Origin of the sequence: Streptomyces sp. JH14 (assembly GCF_029428675.1) — a bacterium.
GTDB lineage: Bacteria > Actinomycetota > Actinomycetes > Streptomycetales > Streptomycetaceae > Streptomyces.
In genome coordinates this window covers 3,890,715-3,911,532 of the sequence record NZ_JAJNEL010000001.1, presented here as the reverse complement: position 1 = coordinate 3,911,532, position 20,818 = coordinate 3,890,715, and the positions used below count along the sequence as shown (strand labels likewise).

The 20,818-nt window shown below is 71.5% G+C and carries 18 protein-coding genes; 5 read left to right on the top strand and 13 right to left on the bottom strand.

What is annotated here, in order from left to right; all coding sequences use genetic code 11:
- Positions 1-307: 307 nt before the first annotated feature.
- Positions 308-1,114: an SGNH/GDSL hydrolase family protein gene (locus tag LRD69_RS17635; protein ID WP_277327534.1), complete on the top strand. Its 807-nt coding sequence runs from the start codon at positions 308-310 to the stop codon at positions 1,112-1,114.
- 273 nt (positions 1,115-1,387) lie between these two features.
- Here LRD69_RS17635 and LRD69_RS17630 read toward each other — a convergent pair whose 3' ends face one another.
- Both LRD69_RS17630 and LRD69_RS17625 read right to left on the bottom strand, forming a co-directional pair.
- Positions 1,388-1,771 (bottom strand): nuclear transport factor 2 family protein, encoded by a 384-nt coding sequence (locus tag LRD69_RS17630; protein ID WP_277327533.1) that lies wholly within the window; start codon positions 1,769-1,771, stop codon positions 1,388-1,390.
- A 74-nt stretch (positions 1,772-1,845) separates the two neighbouring features.
- Positions 1,846-2,682 carry a class I SAM-dependent methyltransferase gene (locus tag LRD69_RS17625; RefSeq protein WP_277327532.1) on the bottom strand — a complete coding sequence of 279 codons (837 nt, stop codon included), beginning with the start codon at positions 2,680-2,682 and terminating at the stop codon, positions 1,846-1,848.
- A gap of 70 nt (positions 2,683-2,752) precedes the next feature.
- Between LRD69_RS17625 and LRD69_RS17620 the strand changes: the two genes are divergently transcribed.
- Positions 2,753-4,609: a prolyl oligopeptidase family serine peptidase gene (locus tag LRD69_RS17620; protein WP_277327531.1), complete on the top strand. Its 1,857-nt coding sequence runs from the start codon at positions 2,753-2,755 to the stop codon at positions 4,607-4,609.
- A gap of 192 nt (positions 4,610-4,801) precedes the next feature.
- Positions 4,802-5,638: an SURF1 family protein gene (locus LRD69_RS17615; protein WP_277327530.1), complete on the top strand. Its 837-nt coding sequence runs from the start codon at positions 4,802-4,804 to the stop codon at positions 5,636-5,638.
- Between the two features lie 244 nt (positions 5,639-5,882).
- Here the strand turns inward: LRD69_RS17615 and LRD69_RS17610 are convergent, their stop codons facing one another.
- From LRD69_RS17610 to LRD69_RS17580, 7 genes are all read right to left on the bottom strand, one after another.
- A complete protein-coding gene (locus LRD69_RS17610; RefSeq protein ID WP_277327529.1) occupies positions 5,883-7,256 on the bottom strand; it encodes a hypothetical protein in 1,374 nt (457 codons plus the stop codon).
- Positions 7,256-7,828: a SigE family RNA polymerase sigma factor gene (locus LRD69_RS17605; RefSeq protein ID WP_277329770.1), complete on the bottom strand. Its 573-nt coding sequence runs from the start codon at positions 7,826-7,828 to the stop codon at positions 7,256-7,258. Before LRD69_RS17605 ends, LRD69_RS17610 begins: the two co-directional genes overlap by 1 nt.
- A 359-nt stretch (positions 7,829-8,187) precedes the next feature.
- Entirely contained in the window at positions 8,188-9,252 is a 1,065-nt protein-coding gene (locus tag LRD69_RS17600) for an aspartate-semialdehyde dehydrogenase (protein WP_277327528.1), read from the bottom strand.
- Complete coding sequence (locus LRD69_RS17595; protein WP_277327527.1) at positions 9,249-10,520, bottom strand: aspartate kinase; 1,272 nt, start codon at positions 10,518-10,520, stop codon at positions 9,249-9,251. Before LRD69_RS17595 ends, LRD69_RS17600 begins: the two co-directional genes overlap by 4 nt.
- A gap of 125 nt (positions 10,521-10,645) precedes the next feature.
- A complete protein-coding gene (locus LRD69_RS17590) occupies positions 10,646-11,305 on the bottom strand; it encodes a DUF5063 domain-containing protein (protein WP_277327526.1) in 660 nt (219 codons plus the stop codon).
- Between the two features lie 92 nt (positions 11,306-11,397).
- Positions 11,398-11,997, bottom strand: a complete 600-nt coding sequence (gene recR / locus LRD69_RS17585) for a recombination mediator RecR (RefSeq protein WP_277327525.1) — start codon at positions 11,995-11,997, stop codon at positions 11,398-11,400.
- An 82-nt stretch (positions 11,998-12,079) separates the two neighbouring features.
- Entirely contained in the window at positions 12,080-12,415 is a 336-nt protein-coding gene (locus LRD69_RS17580; protein ID WP_277329769.1) for a YbaB/EbfC family nucleoid-associated protein, read from the bottom strand.
- 356 nt (positions 12,416-12,771) lie between these two features.
- Between LRD69_RS17580 and LRD69_RS17575 the strand changes: the two genes are divergently transcribed.
- On the top strand, positions 12,772-13,659 hold the full coding sequence (locus LRD69_RS17575) for an SLATT domain-containing protein (RefSeq protein ID WP_277327524.1): 888 nt from the start codon (positions 12,772-12,774) through the stop codon (positions 13,657-13,659).
- A gap of 75 nt (positions 13,660-13,734) precedes the next feature.
- Here LRD69_RS17575 and LRD69_RS17570 read toward each other — a convergent pair whose 3' ends face one another.
- The 3 genes from LRD69_RS17570 to LRD69_RS17560 all read right to left on the bottom strand — a co-directional run bounded on the left by LRD69_RS17570 (position 13,735) and on the right by LRD69_RS17560 (position 16,767).
- Entirely contained in the window at positions 13,735-14,385 is a 651-nt protein-coding gene (locus LRD69_RS17570; protein ID WP_277327523.1) for a hypothetical protein, read from the bottom strand.
- Between the two features lie 153 nt (positions 14,386-14,538).
- A complete protein-coding gene (locus LRD69_RS17565) occupies positions 14,539-15,270 on the bottom strand; it encodes a GntR family transcriptional regulator (protein WP_277327522.1) in 732 nt (243 codons plus the stop codon).
- A 114-nt stretch (positions 15,271-15,384) separates the two neighbouring features.
- Positions 15,385-16,767, bottom strand: coding sequence for an aspartate aminotransferase family protein (locus LRD69_RS17560; protein ID WP_277327521.1), 1,383 nt, complete (start codon positions 16,765-16,767; stop codon positions 15,385-15,387).
- Between the two features lie 284 nt (positions 16,768-17,051).
- Here LRD69_RS17560 and LRD69_RS17555 point away from each other — a divergent pair, with 284 nt between their 5' ends.
- The gene (locus LRD69_RS17555; protein ID WP_277327520.1) at positions 17,052-19,022 is read left to right on the top strand and encodes a serine/threonine-protein kinase; all 1,971 of its coding nucleotides are present in this window, start codon (positions 17,052-17,054) and stop codon (positions 19,020-19,022) included.
- A 32-nt stretch (positions 19,023-19,054) separates the two neighbouring features.
- Here the strand turns inward: LRD69_RS17555 and LRD69_RS17550 are convergent, their stop codons facing one another.
- Positions 19,055-20,530, bottom strand: coding sequence for a PucR family transcriptional regulator (locus LRD69_RS17550; RefSeq protein WP_277329768.1), 1,476 nt, complete (start codon positions 20,528-20,530; stop codon positions 19,055-19,057).
- Positions 20,531-20,818 lie beyond the last annotated feature (288 nt).

The following is a 20,818-nucleotide window of genomic DNA, read 5'->3' as shown; positions in this document are numbered from 1 at the left end:
TCTCTGATCGTGAACGCCATGACGGGCTGCGGCCGCCTGTGGGCGACGTGTGGGAGCGAGTCGCCCGGCCGGTACCGGCGGAGGCATCGGGCCCCTTGTCGGCGGGGCCACCGCGTTTCTCATTTCCCTTGATTTCAGGGCCAGTTGAAGGTTTATCTACGCGCGGAGCTCTACCTACCGAACGATCATTCGGGCATACCGGACGAGTTCCTGCGCGGCTATTACCGGCCGGTACCCATGGCTGCTAGAAACGTGCTCGCTCACTCAACCCCCCACCCACCCCCCACATTTCGGAGGGCTGACAGCCATGTCAGTACGAAGACTCTGGGCGTCCGCATCCACTCTGGTCCTCGCGGCCGTGGTCGCGCTGGGCATGGCCCAGCCGGCCTCGGCCGCCTCCACGGCCGCCGCCGGCGGGTACGTCGCTCTCGGCGACTCCTACTCGTCCGGCGTCGGTTCCGGAAGCTACCTCTCCGACAGCGGCGACTGTCATCGGAGCACCAAGGCCTACCCGTACCTGTGGGCCGTCCAGAACTCACCGTCCTCCTTCGCCTTCGTCGCCTGTTCGGGTGCCACGACGAGTTCGGTGGCGAGCGGTCAGCTGGGTGCGCTGAGTTCGTCCACCACCCTGGTCAGCGTCACCGCGGGCGGCAATGACGTCGGCTTCGCCGATGTGATGGAGGACTGCGTCCTCTACAGCGAGGCAACCTGCGTGAGCAGCGTGAACGCGGCCGTCTCCCAGATGCAGAACTCGCTGCCTTCCAGGCTCGGTTCGCTCTACGGCTCCATCCGCTCACGCGCCCCGCAGGCGCGTGTGGTGGTGCTCGGATACCCGCGCTTCTACCGGCTGGACGGGAACTGCATCGCCGGGCTCTCCGAGACCGAGCGCTCGGCCATCAACAACGCGTCGAACGTGCTGAACGGCGTCATCTCCCAGCAGGCGGCCGGCGCCGGGTTCACGTTCTCCAGCGTGGTCGACGAGTTCACCGGACACGAGCTGTGCTCCGGTGACGCGTGGCTCAACAGCGTGACCCTCCCCGTCTACGAGTCGTACCACCCCAAGGCCGCAGGGCAGTCGGGCGGCTACCTGCCGGCCTTCCGCTCGGTCGCGTGACCCGCTCGCGCAAGAGGTCGGGCAACTCGCCCGCAGGGCGCGCACAGCGGCACACGCCCCTGTGCGGCGGTACGTGAATGCGGCGGGCCCCGGGAAGTCTCCGGTGGCCCGCCGCGTCTTCGTCACCCCGTCGGTACGCACGGGCATGTCCTGGACGCCATGTGGATCCGCCGCTCCTGCGGCGAGGCCGTGATGAGCACCCTCGCCGCCGTCCGCGCCCCGGCCGGACCGGTCCCGTCCCCGCCAGCCCCTCGGCGACACTCGGCCCCGTGCTCAGTAGCGCTCGACGAGGTGCTCCCGGCCTGCCGGGGGTTCGTACGGCTCCGGCCAGAAGTCCGTGATTTCCACAATCCGGCCCTGTTCGTCGCCGGTGAAGAAGTGGATCGCGTGCATCTCCTCCGGGCCGACGGCGAACAGAGTCCGGACGGCCACCTGCCGGCCGTCCCGGTCGGCCACGATCCGCTCGACACGGACACGCCAGTCCCCCGGATACTCCCGGTTGAACTGGAGGTACCGCTCTCTTCCGCGGATCCGCTCGCGGGTCTGCGGAAGGTCGTACAGCACCTCCTCGGCGAGCGTCGTCGCGAAAGTGGCCCAGTCACGCTCGTCGGCCGCGGTCCAGTACGTCTCCACCGTGGCGCGCAGATCGGCAGTCATGCTCCGAGTGTGAACCCGGCCACTGACAACCGGCCCACGGCAGCCGGAGGGTCGGGGGCCGACCGGCCCACCGGTCAGCCTGTGCGCGGCCTCGACGCCTTGATCGAGTACATCAGCGGGATCCGGGGCCGGTCGGCGGGGAAGCGGTAGAAACCGTCCCCATGCCGCTCCAGCACCGTGAACCGCGCGAAGAGCGAGACGTCGTGCTCGTGCAGGAACTCGATCCGCAGCCCGGCGGCGGCGAGCGCCGACACCACGTCGCCGACCGGGTGCTGCCACTCGACGCTGCGGTTGTGGACGGTCGGCGCGTCGAAGTCCGCGTACGTTCCCGGTGTCTCGTCCACCCATGCGTCACGACTGAAGTAGTCGTGCTCGAGCGCCGAGCCGGTCGAGTCGTCGAGGCAGTCGGTGAGCGGATGGAACTCCGCAAGGTAGAGGAAGCCGCCGGGTGCGACGAGCGAGGCGGCGGTCTCGGCCCAGCGCCGGGTGTCCGGCAGCCAGTTCAGGGCGCCGACTCCCGTGTAGACGATGTCGTACGAGGAATCCGGGACGGCCTCCGGCGCGTCGTACACATCGGCGGCGACGAACGCCGCCCGGTCCGGGGTGAACCCCAGATCGCGGGCCAGGGACCGGGCGGTCTCGACGGCCGGCTCGGAGAAGTCGAGACCGACGACGTGCGCCGCGCCGTGTCGTGCCCAGGAAAGGGTGTCGAGCCCTATGTGGCACTGCAGATGCAGCAGCGACTTTCCTGTGACGTCCCCGACCTCCGCGAGCTCGAAGGGGCGCAGGGCGTCCTTGCCCGCGCGGAAGGAGTCGAGGTCGTAGAAATCGCTCGCCGTGTGGATCGGCACACGCTCGTCCCAGCGCGCGCGGTTCGCCTCGCGCCAGTCGTCAGGGGTCGGGAGGTGCATCCGGGAAGGTTATCCACAGGCTGCGGACGACGCGAGCGAATTGTCGTTCCTCCGGCGCAGAATGGGGGGCATGACTGAGATCACTGGCTCGACGACCGATTCCGTACCGGCACGGACGACCGGCTCCGTGCCGGAGTGGGAGCAGCGCTTTCGGGCGCCCCGGGTGTCGCTGCCCGACTGGGCGGAGGACGCACCGGACCGCGCGCTGTTCGTCTCCAACGCGACGGGGACGTACGAGTTGTATGCGTGGGACCGGGCGACCGGCAAGCAGCGGCAGGTCACGGACCGGCCGAACGGGACGACGGACGGGGTACTGACACCGGACGGCGAGGCGATCTGGTGGTTCAACGACACCGACGGCGACGAGTTCGGGGTGTGGATGCGCCAGCCGTTCCGCGGTGGTGGCAGCGGTGAGGGGGACGGAGGGACGGCGGACGAGCCGGCGGCTCCCGGGCTCGAGGCCTCGTATCCGGCGGGACTCGCGATCGGGCGGGACGGGACGGCGGTGGTCGGCCGGTCGACCGACGAGGACGGGACGACGATCCACGTCGTACGGCCCGGGACCCCGCCCGTCGAGATCTACCGGCACCGCGAGTCCGCGGGCGTCGGGGATCTGTCGTACGACGGGACGCTGATCGCCCTGGAGCACACCGAGCACGGCGACGCGATGCATTCGGCGCTGCGCGTGGTGCGGCCGGACGGGTCGACGGTCGCCGAGCTAGACGACACCAAGGGCGGTACGCAGGAGCTCGGTCTGACGGTGCTGGGCTTCGCACCGGTCGCCGGGGACACGCGGCTGCTGGTCGGGCATCAGCGGCGGGGCCGCTGGGAGCCGATGATCTGGGACCCGGTGGCGGGGACGGAGACGGACCTCGCGATCGATCTGCCCGGCGATGTGGGCGCCGAGTGGTATCCGGACGGCTCCGCGCTGCTGATCGTGCACGGCTTCGAGGCCCGCAGTGACCTGTGGCGGTACGAGCCGGGAACCGACAGCGCCCCGGTCCGGGTGGAGACACCGGCCGGATCGGTGTCGGGCGCCACGGCCCGGCCGGACGGCACGGTGGAGTTTCTGTGGTCGTCGGCCGCCCAGCCGCCGGTCGTGCGGTCCACGACGGGTGCGGTGGTGCTCGATCCGCCGGGTGCGAAGGCTCCGGCGTCCGTGCCGGTGGAGGACGTGTGGGTGGACGGGCCCGGCGGCCGGATCCATGCGCTGGTGCAGCGGCCCGCCGCTGCGGCCGACGGCCCGTTCCCGACCGTGTTCGAGATCCATGGCGGCCCGACCTGGCACGACAGTGATGCGTTCGCGTCCGGGCCGGCCGCCTGGGTGGACCACGGCTATGCGGTCGTCCGCGTCAACTACCGCGGCTCGACGGGTTACGGGCGGGCCTGGACGGACGCGCTCAAGCACCGGGTCGGCCTGATCGAGCTGGAGGACATCGCGGCGGTCCGGGAGTGGGCGGTGAAGTCGGGGCTCGCCGACCCGGAGAAGCTGGTCCTGGCCGGGGGCTCCTGGGGCGGCTATCTGACGCTGCTCGGTCTCGGTACGCAGCCGGACGACTGGGCGCTGGGCCTGGCCGCGGTGCCGGTCGCGGACTACGTCACGGCCTACCACGACGAGATGGAGGCCCTGAAGGCCATGGACCGTACGCTGCTGGGCGGTACGCCGGAGGAGGTGCCGGAGCGGTTCGAGGCCTCGTCGCCTCTGACGTACGTCGACGCCGTGCGGGCGCCGGTCTACATCTCGGCCGGCGTCAACGACCCGCGCTGCCCGATCCGCCAGGTCGAGAACTATGTGGACCGGCTGAAGGACCGGCAGGCCGTCCACGAGGTCTACCGGTACGACGCGGGGCACGGCTCGCTCGTCGTCGAGGAACGGATCAAGCAGGTGCGGCTGGAGCTGGACTTCGCCCGGCGGCACCTCGGGTAGCGGCCGTCCGGCCGCCGGGGCCGGCCCGGTGCCGGGGCCGGCCCCGGCGGCCGGGGCGCGTGGCACCGGGCCGGCCTGCGAAGGCCGGGTACGAGGGCAGGCAGGTCCGGGAAGGCGGCGCCGACCGCCGGGAATCGCGGCTCCGACGGCCCCCGCTCCGGGTTTCCGGAGCGGGGACCGTACCGTGGAGGGGTGTACCGGTTCCTGCTGACCCCGCGATGGTGGGGGATCAACCTCTTCGCCGTACTGGCCATCCCGCTCTGCGTCTTCATGGGCACCTGGCAGCTCGGCCGCTTCGAGGACCGCGTGCAGACGCACGAGCAGGCCGCGAAGCAGCCGAACCCGGGGACGAGGGCGGCAAAGCCCCTCGACGACCTCCTGCCGGTCGACACCGTGACGTCCGGCCGCCCGGCCACCGCGACCGGCCGGTACGCCGACCAGTTCCTGGTGCCCGGCCGGGAATTGGACGACAGGACCGGCTTCTACGTCCTGAACATGCTGCGCACCGACAGCGGCAAGGCCCTGCCGGTGGTACGCGGCTGGCTGCCCGGCAAGGCCGGGCACACCCCGGTGCCCGCCGCGCCGGCCGGCGAGGTCACGGTGACCGGCGACCTCCAGGCGTCCGAGAACACGGGGACGGACGGCGTTGACACGGCGGGCGGCCTCCCCGGCGGTCAGCTCGGCATGATCAGCGCCGCGACGCTGGTCAACCTCGTGCCGTACGACGTGTACGACGCCTGGGTGACGCTCCAGGACACGGGCGCCGGGAGCAGCGGCACCGAGAACGGTGCGCTGCGTCCCGTGCCTGCCGTCGCGCCGCAGGGCAGCGGGCTCGACCTGAAGGCGTTCCAGAACCTGGGCTACACCGGTGAGTGGTTCATCTTCGCCGCGTTCGTGCTCTTCATGTGGGTCCGGCTGGTCCGGCGCGAGGCGGAGGCCGCGCGGGACGTGCGGCTGGGCCTCGTCCCCGAGGCGGACGCGAGCGCGGACGCGGACATGCGGGCCGACGCGAGTACGAGCCCGGCCTGAGCCGCCCCGGCCTGCATACGTGAGGGGGCCCGGCCGTTCGAAGCCGAACGGGCGGGCCCCCTCACGTATGCGCCGTCACTCCAAGGGCTGTCCCGTAATCCCTGGTGGATCAGCGCGCGGCGTCAGATGCGGTGCATCGCAAGGCGGAGGAGCGTCCTCATACGGGGCGTATTCGGGCGTTCCGACAACGCGGCGAGGTGCCGTAGCTGTCGTCGTGCGCCCGCCAGGAATTACGGGACAGCCTTTAGGCCGGCGGTTCGAGCACACCCGTCCTGTAGATCGTGCCCGCGCAGGCGTTGGGGATCGTCGCCTCCGCGACCGGTGCCCCCGGCTCCGGTGTGTGCGTCACGGCGATGCTGCCGTCCTGCGTCCCACCGCCGTCGTCGCTGCCGAGCTGCAGTTGCGTCTGCGTCGTGCCGTCACCGGTGCCGTCGGAGGTACCCGTCGCGCCTTCCGTCGGGCTCGGGGTCGGTGTTCCGCCGGAGGTCGGGCAGGAGTCCTCCGGGACCCAGGCGAACTGCACCTCGTACTCCATCGCCGGCTTCAGCAGTACCGTGCCCGCTTCCTGCGACGGGTCGGGCAGTCCGGCTGCCGCGTCGCCCGCGGTGTGCTGCACCACATCGATCTTGGCCGCGTCGGCCGCGCCCTTCGCCTGGAAGCCCACGATGCCACTGCTGGTCACCGAGCATTCCGTGCCGGAGATGTTGGAGATGCGGAAGCTGCCGTACACCGTGCCGTCGGCCCCAGCCACACCCGTCTGGGCGGAGGCGACGCCCAGCTGTCCCGGGTCACAGACCGGCATGTCGGCCGCAGCGCTGCTGGCGGCACCCGCACCGGTACCCGCCGCGTCACCGTCGCTGGTCCGGTCGCCGGTGTCCGAGGGGCTGCTGGTGCTGTCGGCCTGGCCCCTGCCGCCCGAGCCCCGGCCGTCCGCGGCGTCGCCGCCGGTCATCGCTCCGGCTTCCGAGCCGGTATCGGCGCCGCTGCCGCCCTGCGTCTCCTCACCGTGCCCGGCGATGGCCGGGCTGGCGGTGTTCGAGCCTTCGGAGTTGGCGACATGGACGAACGCGGGGACCGCGGTGCCGAAGAGCAGCGCCGCCGCTGCCATTCCGACGACCGCCTGCCGCTTCCGGGCGCGCCGGGCAGGGACGGCACGCTTCAGGTGGTCGAGGGTGCCGTCCGCGGGCTCGAGGTCCTGGACCGCGCTGCGCAGCATGAGCCGCAGGGCGGCCTCGTCCATGTCCGCACCGAGGTCTCCGGCACGGCCCCCCGCACCGGACCCGGCACCTGCAGGCGCACCCGGGCCGGCACCCGGTCCCGGTCCGGAACTCACACCCGTGCCCGCTCCCGGACCGAAGAGGGCCGTCGGACCGGCGAGCCGGTCCGCCTCGACAGGGTCGTCCCCACCGCTCCCCCGCATCTCCGGCGCGCTCGCCGCGGACACCACGTCCGCGCCCGAGTCGTCGTCCGAGTTCACGTTCGGCGTGTTCTCCGGCCCGTGCTTCACAATTCCGTTTCCAGTCCGGTCGATCTCACGCTCACGCGTGCGTTCGTGCGCGGGTTCCTGCTCGTGCGCGGGTTCCTGCTCGTGCCCAGGCGTCCGTTCGTGCCCACTCATTACTGGGCCTCCATGACGACGCGCAGCGCCGCGATGCCGCGGGAGCCGTACGCCTTGACCGAGCCCAGGGATATGCCCAGCGTCTCGGCCACCTGGGCCTCGGTCATGTCTGCGAAGTACCGCAGCACCAGCACCTCCCGCTGGCGCCGTTGCAGCCCCCGCATCGCTTTGATCAGCGCGTCCCGCTCCAGCTGGTCGTACGCCCCCTCCTCGGCGCTCGCCATGTCGGGCATCGGCTTGGAGAGCAGCTTCAGCCCGAGGATGCGGCGGCGCAGCGCGGAGCGCGACAGGTTGACGACCGTCTGGCGCAGGTACGCGAGTGTCTTCTCCGGCTCCCGTACCCGGTTCCGCGCCGAGTGCACGCGGATGAACGCCTCCTGCACCACGTCCTCACATGACGCGGTGTCGTCCAGCAGCAGCGCCGCCAGGCCGAGCAGCGAACGGTAGTGGGCGCGGTAGGTCTCGGTGAGATGGTCGACTGTGGTCCCGGCTGCCACGCCCTCCTCAGCGCCCTCGCGCTGCGACGGCAGCTGGGCCGTGCGCGCAGCGGGCATGGGCGCGATCACCGGCATACCGCCGGGCGCGCGGGGCCGCCGGAGCGGGCGCACCGAAGCGCCGCGCAACGGGCCCACCACTGTGATGTCGAGAACCTCTGCCACGCCTGTTGGACACCCGTCCCCCCGTCAGGGTTGTACGCGTGCGGCACCGCGTATGACGCTGTGCGATATGCCCTCATACGTGCCTGCTCTTCCACAAATGCCCCATTTTCGCGTCCCACCACGCGAGAAGTGACGGCATAGACGCGCGTTGTCCGACCGCCGGTTCCAACAGGCCGAAAGGTCATCGTCGGACACCGCAACGTCCCAGCTCAAGGGGTTCCGACGAGCAAGTTGCCCACAGGAGTTTCACAGATCGTACAAATCAGGTTCGATCACGCACGGGGAAATTCGGCAGCCACCGATTCGGCGATCTGCGCCACGTTCAGCGCCGCTCCCTTGCGCAGATTGTCGCCGCACAGGAACAGCTCCAAGGCGTGTGTATCGTCCAGCGACCGCCGCACCCGCCCCACCCAGGTCGGGTCGGTGCCCACTACATCGGACGGGGTCGGAAAGTCACCGGAGGCCGGGCTGTCGTACAGGACCACGCCCGGTGCGGTCGCGAGGATCTCGTGCGCCCGGTCGACCTCGACCTCGCTCTCGAAGCGGGCGTGCACGGACAACGAGTGCGTGGCGACGACGGGTACGTACACACAGGTCGCCGTCACCCGCAGACCCGGCAGGCCCAGGATCTTGCGGGACTCCTCGCGGATCGCCAGCTCCTCGGACGACCAGCCGTTCCCGGCCGCCGCGCCGGCCCACGGCACGACATTGAGGGCCACCGGAGCGGCGAAGGGCGAATCCTCGGCATCACCGACGGCCCGGCGGACGTCTCCGGGCTTGGTGCCCAGTTCCGTACCCGCGACCATCGACAGCTGCTCGCGCAGCGCCGCGACCCCGTCGCGGCCGGCCCCGCTCACCGCCTGGTACGAGGAGACGACGAGCTCCCGCAGCCCGAACTCCGCATGCAGCGCACCGACCGCGACGATCAGCGAAGCCGTGGTGCAGCTGGGACTGGCGACCAGGCCCCGCGGCCTCATCCGAACGGCATGCGGGTTGATCTCGGGCACGACCAGCGGTACGTCCGCATCCAGCCGGAACGCCGCCGAGTCGTCGATGACGACCGCGCCCTTGGACGCGGCGATCGGGGCCCAGTACGCGGACACGTCCTCGGGAACCAGGAAGACGGCGACGTCCACACCGTCGAAGACGTCCTCGGTGAGTGCGAGGACTTCGGTCTCCTCACCGCGTACGACCAGCTTGCGGCCGGCCGAACGCGGCGAGGCGACCAGCGACACGTCGCCCCAGACATCCGCGTGCTGCGAAAGGATCTGGAGCATGATGCCGCCGATCGCCCCGGTCGCTCCGACGACCGCGAGCGAAGGGCGGCGGGATGTCATCGGCCAGTGCCCCCGTAGACGACGGCCTCGTCGGAGTCGCTGTCGAGACCGAAGGCGGTGTGCACGGCACGCACGGCCTCGACGACGTCGTCGGCGCGGGTGACCACGGAGATGCGGATCTCGGAGGTCGAGATCAGCTCGATGTTCACCCCGGCGTCGGACAGCGCCTCGAAGAAGCCCGCGGTGACCCCGGGGTTCGTCTTCATACCCGCGCCGACCAGGGAGATCTTCGCGATCTGGTCGTCGTAGCGCAGCGACTCGAAGCCGATCGTGCCGCGGTTGCGCTCCAGGGCGTCGATGGCCTTGCGGCCCTCGGCCTTCGGCAGCGTGAACGAGATGTCGGTCAGGCCGGTCGACGCGGCGGAGACGTTCTGCACCACCATGTCGATGTTGATCTCCGCGTTCGCGATGGTGCGGAAGATCGCGGCGGCCTCGCCCGGCTTGTCGGGCACGCCGACGACCGTGATCTTGGCCTCGGAGACGTCATGGGCGACTCCGGAGATGATCGCGTGCTCCACCTGCTGGTCCCCTTGCGGCTCGTTGCTGACCCAGGTGCCGCGCAGTCCGGAGAAGGACGAGCGGACGTGGATCGGGATGTTGTAGCGGCGTGCGTACTCCACGCACCGGTGCAGCAGCACCTTGGAGCCGGACGCGGCCAGCTCCAGCATGTCCTCGAAGGAGATCCAGTCGATCTTCCGGGCCTTCTTCACGACCCGCGGGTCGGCGGTGAAGACACCGTCCACGTCGGTGTAGATCTCACAGACCTCGGCGTCCAGCGCGGCCGCGAGTGCGACGGCGGTGGTGTCGGACCCGCCGCGGCCGAGGGTGGTGATGTTCTTGCCTTCCTGGCTCACCCCCTGGAACCCGGCGACGATGGCGATGTTGCCCTCGTCGATCGAGGTCCGGATACGGCCCGGCGTGACATCGATGATGCGCGCTTTGTTGTGGACCGAGTCGGTGATGACGCCGGCCTGACTGCCCGTGAACGACTGGGCCTCGTGGCCCAGGTTTTTGATCGCCATCGCCAGCAGGGCCATGGAGATCCGCTCTCCGGCGGTCAGCAGCATGTCGAACTCACGCCCGGCAGGCATCGGCGATACCTGCTCGGCGAGATCGATCAACTCGTCCGTCGTGTCGCCCATCGCTGACACCACGACAACCACCTGGTTGCCGTTCTTCTTGGCATCGACGACTCGCTTGGCGACGCGCTTGATGCCTTCGGCATCGGCTACGGAGGAGCCTCCGTACTTCTGCACGACAAGGCCCACGTGCGCTCCTCGCTCAATCCATTACTGCGGTCGCCTCAGTTTAACGAGCGGTCCGGAAACGCCCCGGCTTTACCACATCGTGAGATGTCCCGCTCACCACGTGATCACATGCAGAAGCGGAGCGCTCACTTCACCGGGCGCAGACCCAGCGGTCCCGCGATCTCCTCCGCCATCACCCGGCCCGCCTCCTCCGCCAGGTCGTCCTCGCCCGTGTCCTGGTCCGTGTCCAGGCCGTCCAGCTCCTGGAGGGGCTGGTTCAGGCGGATGTGGGCGACCAGGGACTGGATCGCGCGCAGGGTCGCGGAGGCGGTGGAGCCCCAGTTGGAGAAGTACGAGAACTGCCACCACCACAGCGCCTCGGTCGTGCGGCCCGCCTCGTAGTGGGCCAGGCCGTGGCGCAGGTCCGTGACCAGGTCGGCCAGGCCGTCGGAGATGCGGCAGGGGACCGGGGCCTTGCGGGGCTCGTACGGGTCGAAGACCTCGGAGTAGATGTCGATCGGCTCCAGCAGCGTCGCGTAACGCTCGCGCAGACCGTCCGCGTCCGGTTCGGCGCCCAGGTCCGGCTCGTAGCGCTCGTCCGGGAGGATGTCCTCGTAGGCGCCGAGCCTGCCGCCCGCCAGCAGCAGCTGGGAGACCTGGAGGAGCAGGATCGGAACGGCCTGCTCCGGCTCGTCGACCTTGGACACCTCGGTCACGGCGACGATGAACGTCTTGATCTGGTCCGCGATCTGGACGGCGAAGTCGTCCGGGTCCTGCGTGACGGAGTTCAGCGTGGCGTCAGACATCGAGGGGACCTCCCGTGGGCACGGTCGCGAACGGTGGGTAGAACATAGCGTCGCCGAACGTAAAGCGGCCGTGAGACGTGGCCTTCGGGGTGCTACACATCGAGCAGCCGCCTCCCCTCGAACGCGCGGCCGAGGGTGACCTCGTCCGCGTACTCCAGGTCGCCGCCGACCGGCAGCCCGCTGGCCAGCCGGGTCACCCGCAGGCCCATCGGCTTGATCATCCGCGCCAGGTACGTCGCGGTGGCCTCGCCCTCCAGGTTGGGGTCGGTGGCCAGGATGAGCTCCGTGACGGAACCGTCGGCGAGCCGCGCCAGCAGCTCACGGATCCGCAGATCGTCCGGGCCGACGCCCTCGATCGGGCTGATCGCCCCGCCGAGCACGTGGTAACGGCCACGGAACTCGCGGGTCCGCTCGATCGCCACGACGTCCTTCGGCTCCTCGACCACGCAGATCACCGTCCGGTCGCGGCGCGCGTCACGGCAGATCCCGCACTGCTCCTCCTGCGCGACATTGCCGCACACCGCGCAGAACCGGACCTTGTCCTTGACCTCCAGGAGGGCATGGGCGAGGCGGCGTACGTCGGTGGGCTCGGCCTGCAGGATGTGGAAGGCGATCCGCTGCGCGCTCTTGGGACCGACGCCGGGCAGCCTGCCCAGTTCGTCGATGAGGTCCTGAACCACGCCTTCGTACAACGGAACGCCTTCCTGGGCTGGGACCCGCGGCTGCTGCTGCCGCCGGGGTCGTGGTACGTACGGTAGTTGGTGCGCCGACGGATCAGAAGGGCAGACCGGGCATGCCGCCCAGCCCCTGGGCCAGCGGGCCCAGCTTCTGCTGCTGAAGCTGCTGCGCGTTCTCGTTCGCCGCCTGGACGGCGGCGACGACGAGATCGGCGAGCGTCTCGGTGTCCTCCGGGTCGACGGCCTTCGGATCGATCACCAGCGCGCGGAGCTCGCCGGAGCCGGTCACGGTGGCCTTCACCAGACCGCCACCCGCCTGCCCCTCGACCTCGGTCCTCGCCAGCTCCTCCTGGGCCTCGGCGAGGTCCTGCTGCATCTTCTGGGCCTGCTGCAGCAGCTGCTGCATATTGGGCTGGCCACCACCGGGAATCACGGTCACTCCTGGCATTTCGACGACAAATGTTTCGGTATGCCGAGCCTACGTGGTCACCGGTCACCTCGCCCCACCCACTGGTGAGCAACCCTTTCGGGTGAGATCCGGTCAACAAGGGCACGAGGCCTATACCTGATCACAGGCCATGCACACCCAGGAATACCGCGATTTCGCCCCCACGCCCCACCATTCGGCGGTAGGAAGGGCATGCGCATCAGTACGCACACGTGCACCGCCCGTCACGCAGGGTGACGAAAGCGCGACGGTCGGCCACGTCGAAATTCCGCCCGCAATCGAACGCCCGCGTCGGAGCACGCGCTGGCGCGTCGATACGCAGAGTGCAGAGGAGTGCCCCGGTGAGTCAGCCGGAGATGCAGCCCGAGGGGGCGCCCCGCAACGAGCCCGGTACGCCAGGTTCGGCCGTTCCGCCGGGCTCGGGCCCGGACTCCGGCCAGGGACCGGGTCCGGGGACCGGCCTGGGGTCGGGCGCGGGGCAGGGGCCGGAGTCCGGCCAGGGACCGGAGTCCGGGTCGGGCCAGGGGCCCGGGCCCGGTGCGCAGGGCCGGGACCTGACCGGCCAGCCGTTCCCGCTCGGCGACTGGGGCGAACCCGCCGAGCGCCTCGACGAGCTCTACCGCTGGGTCGAGGCCGACGCGCTGCGCACCGCCCGCTGGTACCTGGCCGACCGGGTGTGGAAGCGGCGCGGTGCACGGGCGCTGCGGATCGGCACGGCGTTCGGAGTCGTCGCGGGCGCCGCGCTGCCACTGCTCGATCTGACGGAGGCGCTGAACGGTGCGGCCGCCTGGGGCTATCTGTCGCTGCTGCTGGGCGCCGCGTGCATGGCCTGCGATCGGTTCTTCGGCCTGACCTCCGGCTGGATAAGGAACCTCGCCACGGCCCAGGCGGTACAGCGGCGGCTTCAGGTGCTGCAGTTCGACTGGGCGGCGGAGTGCATCCGGGAGGTGCTCGGGCCGACCGAGGGGACGGCGAGCGAGGCGGCGGAGCGGTGCCTGGGGGTGCTGAGGCGGTTCTCGGAGGACATCACGGAGCTGGTGCGGTCCGAGACCGCCGACTGGATGGTGGAGTTCCGGGCGGGGCCGGCGCCGATGGGGATGCAGGCGCTGGTGTCGGGCAGCGGGGCCGGGGGGCGTACGGAGCAGTGGGCGCCCCCGGGGCGGTTCCCGATCCAGTCCATGGCCCGGCCCAACATGCCGCGGCAGCGGCCCCCGGAGCCACCCCGCTGATCACCGACCGGTGATCTTCGACCGGCGATCGGCGGGTTGGGTCGGTGGCTCCGGGGACGGGGGACGGTCGTCGGGTCAGCTGAAGATGATCATTGAGCCCTGGGCGAGGCTGCGGGTCACCGCCGCGTGCAGGCCCAGCCAGACGTGCCGTTCCCGGGCGAACGGACTGTCGTCGTACGGAATCGGGCCCGCCGGCTCCTCCAGGGAGGTCGGTGCGGCGGGCGGGGCCGGGGCGGCCGGCGGGTTCGCCGGGTCGATGCCGATGGAAGGGGCGACGAACTCCAGCTCCCGCAGCAGCCCGTGCGACGAACCCAGCGGGCCGCCGCCCTCCAGCAGCTGATCGTTGGAGAGCGGGGAGGGGAAGTCCACGGGGACGTAGGCCCCCGCGTGGTCGTAGTGCCAGACCAGATGGGACTGCTGCGCCGTCGACTCGAACATCTCCAGCAACTGCTCGTAGTCCCCGCCCAGTTCGTCGACGGGCGAGACGGCGAGGCCGCTCAGCTGGAGCAGATACGCCCGGCGCAGGAAGTGCAGCGCGTCGTAGTCGAAGCCCGCGACCGGGGCCACGTCGCCGGTCAGTCCCGGCATATAGGCGTAGACGGGTACGGCCGGCAGGCCGGCGTCGCTCAGCGCCTTGTCGTAGATGGCTATCTCTTCGGCGAAGGGATTGTCGGGGCTGTGGCACAGCACATCGACGAGGGGGACCAGCCACAGGTCACAGGCCACGAAGTCTCGCTCTCCGACGGGTGCGCAACGGTTCTCGCAAGGGGTCTCACAAGGGTGCGCGCGATGGTCGGGACAGCGTAATGCGATCGGGACGTTGCGCACAGTGGTCCCCCGTGGACGGATCGGGACGCCTCGCCGCCGGTCGGGCGTGTCCTACTGCGCCTTCGGCTTCCCGTCGCGCCCCGGATGCTCCGGATCGCCCGCCGCGAGCCGGTCCGCCCACTTCAGCGCGTGGGAGTTGAAGTCGTCGATCGCCGCGCGCACCGCGTCGTGCTCGCCGAGCGTGATCGCCGCGACCAGGGCCGGGTGGCCGTCCCAGAGGCTGTCCCGCGCCTTCGCGTCCCTGCGCAGATACGGCACGGCGAACACCCAGGACTGGACACGCAGCCGGTGCAGGAAGTCGGTGATGTACGGGTTGCCGACGAGCGCGCCGAGTTCGCGCCAGAAACGCAGGTCGTAACCGATGAGGATGTCGAGGTCGCCGCAGCGCGCCGCCCGCGCGGCCTCATCGGCCCTGCGGCGCACGGCGACCAGCGACTCGCGGTACTTCGCCGCCCGGGCACGCGAGTCGGCGGTTCCGGAGAAGATCCCGCGGATGACTCCGTCCATGACCAGGGTGCGGGCCTCGACCATCGCCCGGTAGTCGTCCACGGTGAACTCGTGCACCCGGAAACCGCGGTGCTGGTCGGATTCCAGCAGGCCCTGCGCGAAGAGGTCGAAGAGCGCCTCCCGGACGGGCGTCGCGGAGACGCCGTACTGCTCGGCGATCTGCTTGACGGTGAACTCCCGCCCCTGCTGGAGACGCCCCGCAAGCACCTCGTCACGCAGCGCGTCCGCGATCTGCTGCCGCAGCGTACTGCGGGTCACAGTTCCGCTCGCGCGCATGGCGCCCCTCCCTTGCCGGCTCCGGTTCACCATAGGCCAGGACCGGTGTGCCCGGTTCCGGGCACGGGGAGGGACGCCGTACGGAATGCGTACGGATCGCGCCGTACAGGCGCGTCAGACGGTGTGCTCGTCCGCCACCGACAGGGCCGCGTCCAGCGCCGCCAGCCCCTCCTTGGCCTCGGCCTCCGTCACGTTGCAGGCCGGGACGGCGTGGGTGCGGTTCATGTTGATGAAGGGCCACAGGCCGTTCTTCTTGCACGCCGCGCCGAAGGCCGCCATCGGCGCGTTGGCCTCGCCCGCCGCGTTGTACGGGACGAGCGGCTCGCGGGTCTCCTTGTTGCGGACCAGGTCCAGCGCCCAGAAGGCGCCGACGCCGCGCACCTCGCCGACCGACGGATGGCGTTCGGCGAGGTCGCGCAGGCCGGGGCCGAGAACGGTCTCGCCGATCCGGGCAGCGTGCTCGACGACCTTCTCGTCCTCCATCACACCGATCGTGGCGACGGCGGCGGCGCAGGCCAGCGGGTGACCGGAGTAGGTGAGTCCGCCCGGGTAGGGGCGGGTCTCGAAGGTGGCGGCGATCTCGGCGGAGATCGCGACGCCGCCGAGCGGTACGTAACCCGAGTTGACGCCCTTGGCGAAGGTCATCAGGTCGGGCGTGACGTCGAAGTGTTCTGCGGCGAACCACTTGCCGGTGCGCCCGAACCCGGCCATCACCTCGTCGAGGACGAAGACGATGCCGTACCGGTCACAGATCTCCCGGACGCCCGCGAGGTAGCCGGGCGGCGGCGTCATGATGCCCGCTGTGCCGGGGATCGTCTCCAGGATGATCGCGGCGATGGTGGCGGGGCCCTCGAAGGCGAGGGTGTCCTCCAGGTGCTGGAGGGCGCGGGCGCACTCCTCGGCCTCGGTCTCGGCGTGGAACGGCGAGCGGTACAGGAACGGGGCCCAGAACCGGACGACACCCGCCGAGCCGTGGTCGGACGGCCAGCGTCGCGGGTCGCCCGTCAGGTTGATGGCCGTCGAGGTGGCGCCGTGGTACGAGCGGTAGGCGGAGAGCACCTTCGTACGGCCGGTGTGCAGCCGGGCCATCCGGACGGCGTTCTCGACGGCTTCGGCGCCGCCGTTGGTGAAGAAGATCTTGTCCAGGTCGCCGGGGGTCCGCTCGGCGATGAGGCGTGCGGCCTCGGAGCGGGCCTCGATCGCGAACGCGGGGGCGAAGGTGGCGAGCCTTCCCGCCTGCTCCTGGATCGCGGCGACGACGGTGGGGTGCTGATAACCGATGTTGGTGAAGACGAGGCCGCTGGTGAAGTCGAGGTAGCGGTTGCCGTCGTAGTCCCAGAAGTACGCCCCCTCGGCGCCGGCGACGGCGAGCGGGTCGATCAGGCCCTGGGCGGACCAGGAGTGGAACACGTGCGCACGGTCGGCGGCCTTCACGGCCGCACCGGCCGCGGAGTCGACCTGCGGAGCGTGGGATCCATGGGAGGCATGAGGGGTCATGCCGCGAGCGTAGGTCGTGCGACGAGCGCCCCGACATGGCCACGTTGTATGGCGTGGGGCGCTTTGGTGGGCAGGGTGTCGGGTCGGCGGCGGGAGCGGCGGGCTTTCCGGAGTGGTGAAGTGCGGGAGCAGGGGTGCGGAGAACGGCTGCCGGGGCGCTGGAGCGGTGGCCGGCCCCGGGGCGGTGGCCGGTCCCGACCGCCGGACCTGCCGCAATGCCCGCCGGGCGCTATTCTCATGCCGCATCGGCGGTGGGTCGCCGGGCGGGGGAAGGACTGCACACCATGGACAAGCTCGGGTCCGGCGATCCGCAGCGCATCGGCGCGTACCGCCTGCTGGGACGGCTGGGCGCGGGCGGCATGGGGCAGGTGTATCTGGCCCGTTCCGACCGGGGCCGTACGGTCGCGATCAAGCTGGTACGCGCGGAGCTCGCCGAACAGCAGGAGTTCCGCGAGCGCTTCCGCCAGGAGGTGCAGGCCGCCCGCCGGGTGGGCTCCGACTGGACGGCCCCCGTGCTCGACGCCGACACCGAGGCAGCCGTGCCGTGGGTCGCGACCGGGTACGTCGCCGGGCCCTCTCTCCAGGCCACCGTCTCCGGGCGTGGGGCCGCCCCGGCGGGACCGGGGGTGTACGGTCCGCTGCCCGGGCGTTCGGTCCACATCCTGGGGGCCGGGCTGGCCCGCGCACTGCAGGGCATCCACTCTGCCGGGCTCATCCACCGCGACCTCAAACCGTCCAACATCCTGCTGACGATCGACGGTCCGCGGGTGATCGACTTCGGTATAGCCCGGGCATTCGACACCGTCACCGACGGGGGTCTCACCCGCACCGGTTCGCTGGTCGGTTCGCCCGGTTTCATGGCGCCGGAGCAGGTGCGGGGCGAGCGGGTGACCGCGGCGTGCGACGTGTTCTGCCTCGGCTCGGTGCTGGCGTACGCGTCGACGGGCCGGCTTCCGTTCAGCGCGGCGGACAACGAGGTCCATGCCGTGCTGTTCCGGATCGCGCAGGAGGACCCGGATCTGACCGGTGTCCCGGCGGATCTGGTCGACCTCGTCCGCGACTGTCTCCTCAAGGACCCTGCGGACCGGCCGACCACGGACGCGATCCTGGAGCGGCTGGTGGAGGGCGAAGCGGCCGAGCCGTGGCTGCCGGGCGCACTGATAGCCCAACTTGGGCGTCACGCAGTGGAGTTGCTGGACTCCGAGGACCCGGAGGAGGAGCGCGAGCGGCCCACGGGACAGAAGGACGCACAGGCCGTGAAGGTGGTGGACGGGGCCGACGGGCCCCAGGACGCGGTGCCGACCGCGGGCGACCCGCAACCGCCCGTGGGCGGGGCCGACGGACCCCGGGACGCGGCGCCGCCCGAGAGCGACCCGCAACCGCCCGTGGACCGGGCTCCCGGCGACGCCCACACGCTCCCCACGATGATCGGCGCCCCGGCCCCCGCTCCGGCTCCGCCCCAGGCCCAGGTCCCCGCTCCGGTTCCGCCCCAGGCCCCGGTTCCCGGGTTCGGGCCGCCGCTGCCCGTCCCCGGGTACGGCTATCCGCAACTGCCCGCCCAGCAACACCCCGGTCAGGGATACGGGCACCCACCGCGCCTCCCCGGTTTCGGGCCCATGCCCCCGTACGGCCCGGTCCCCCCCACCGTCGTCGCTCCCCCGCAGCCCGCGCCTGCGCCGCGGCGCAGTGCGGGTTCCACCGTGGCCCTCGTCGCGATCGCGGTGCTCGTCGCGATCGGTGCGGGCGGCTCGGTGTACGCGCTCATGAGCGACGACGGCACGAAGCACGGTCCGGCCGCCACCGCCTCCCCCTCCGGCCCGTCGGCCTCCCCGTCCCCCGAGGATTCGCCGTCCTCCGCCGGCCCGTCGCCCGGCGACGAGCCGAAGAACGGCGACGGACCGATCCCCGAGGCCTACCTGGGCACCTGGAGCGGCAGCATCGACAACGCCTCCGGCCACTCCACCCGCGAACTCGTCATCCAGCAGGGCGAGGTCGGCCGGACCGTCCTCACCCTCACGGCGAAGGGCCCGATGGACACCGGCGGCACCTACCGCTGCGTCTTCCAGGCGGACCTGACAGCGGAGCCGTCTCCCGACGGGCCGATCAGCATCGGCCCCTCCACCGTGACGCTCGGCGAACCCATGTCGTCCTGCACCCCGGGCAAGGCCACCACCCTGACCCTGCTCCCGGACGGCACACTGCGCCGCGAGATCACGGAGACCGGCGAGCACCTCATGTACACGAAGTCCGGCTGAACCGGCCTGCGCCGCCACGCGCGATCCGGGGCCTACTCATGCTCCGGGCCGGGGCCGGCCTCCAGCGCACGGAAGGCCAGCCACAGGTCGTACCGCGCACTCGGGGTACGCAGCAGTGAGCGCTGGAGCACGGCTTCGAGCCGGGTGAGGCGCTTGCGGGCGCCCGGCACGGAGATGCCCAACGCAGCTGCGGTCGGGCCGAGTTGCGTCTCACACCGCAGCCAGGCGCGCAGGGTGGCCTCGGCCGTGACGCCCGCCGAGGCGAGCGGCTCCAGCTCCTGGGCCGCCCACTCCCGGACGGCGGGACGGCGCAGGATCCCGTCCAGGGAACCGGCCGCCGCCGGGTGCGGGGTGGCCTCAGCGGGCCCCGGGGCACGCCGGTGGGCGGGGGCGGGGGTGGCACGGATGCGCAGGGCCAGGTCGAGCGCGGCCTGGTCGGCGACCCTGCCGAGGTCCAGACCGAGCAGTTCCCCGATCAACCGCAGCCGTGCGGCAAGGGTGTTGCGGTGGATCTTCAGGTGCTGTGTCGCATGCGTCGAGAATGCGAGCCACGAGGCGAGGGTCGCCGCCAGTTCCTGGCTGCCGGGGTCCTGGCTGCGGCGCGGCAGATGGGTGAGCAGCGGTGCCAGCAGGGCGTCGGCCCACCGTGCGCCCGCGGCGCCGACGACCAGGGCCGGTTCCGGTGCGGACCCGAACCGGGCATGCCGGCCGGGCAGTCCACGCGCCACGGCCAGGGCGTGGAACGCCTGCCGGTATCCGGTCGCCGTGTCGCACAGCGGCACGTCCTCGCTCACGCCCACGACGCACTCGGCCACCGCGGCGGCGATGTCCGGGCCGAGCTGCGGTTCGGTGCCGTCCGGGCCGGCGGGCACGACAAGGATCAGATGGCGCGCGTACACGGGGCACCGCACGATCCAGGACCGGCCGCCCGAGACACCCGCGCACACCCGCGCCACCTCGTCCCGCCGGCCGGGCGGGCACTCCACCACGTACACCCGGGCGGGGTCCGGCAGGGTGGGCTTCAGGGCGCCCGCCACCTGGTGGGCGATGGAGAGCTGACCGGTCATCAGCAGATGCAGCACCGCTTCGCGGCCGCGGGACTCCGCGAGGTCGACGCGGCGGCGCTTGCGTTCGACCGTTTCGGCCGCCCAGCACATGGACAGCGGCATCGCCACGTCGGCGAGGAGCGCGGCGAGTCCGTCCGGCAGCGGCCGGCGTGCGACGACGGCGAGGATCGGCGCGGGGGCGTCCGTCGGGCCGTCGAGAGGGAAGAGCAGCGCGGTGTCCGGCCCTTTGTCGAGGGCGAACGAGCGGGCGCCGAGGGCCGTCAGTTCCCGCGCGCCCTCGGCGGCCAGCGCAAGGGCCGCGGCGCACGTGGGGTCCGGGGTGCGGGCGGCGCCGCGCAGGACGGTACCGTCGCCGTCGAGCAGTCCTGCCCAACCGCCGGCCCGTCCCGACACCCACCGCAGCAGCTCCTGCGCCCCGCCGAGGCGCGCCAGGCTGTGCATCCGCAGTACGTCGTCGGCACGTTCTTCCGCTCGCACCGGTCCCCCGCTCCGTGCCCGTCCGTCAACCCGCAGAGAAAGCGGAGTGAAGGGTACCCGGTGTGACTGTGCGGACTGATACCTCTGTGGCGTCCACACGGTGCGGATTGAATCTCCCTGCCGTGCATCCGCCGTCCTAGAGTCCCAGACGTATTCCGGGCGCTTCGGGGGAACACGGCCGCCCGGGACTCGGGGGACGAGGGGGCGGCGGGGAGGCACGGCGGCAGCGGCCCACGGGGGTGGTCGCTGTCG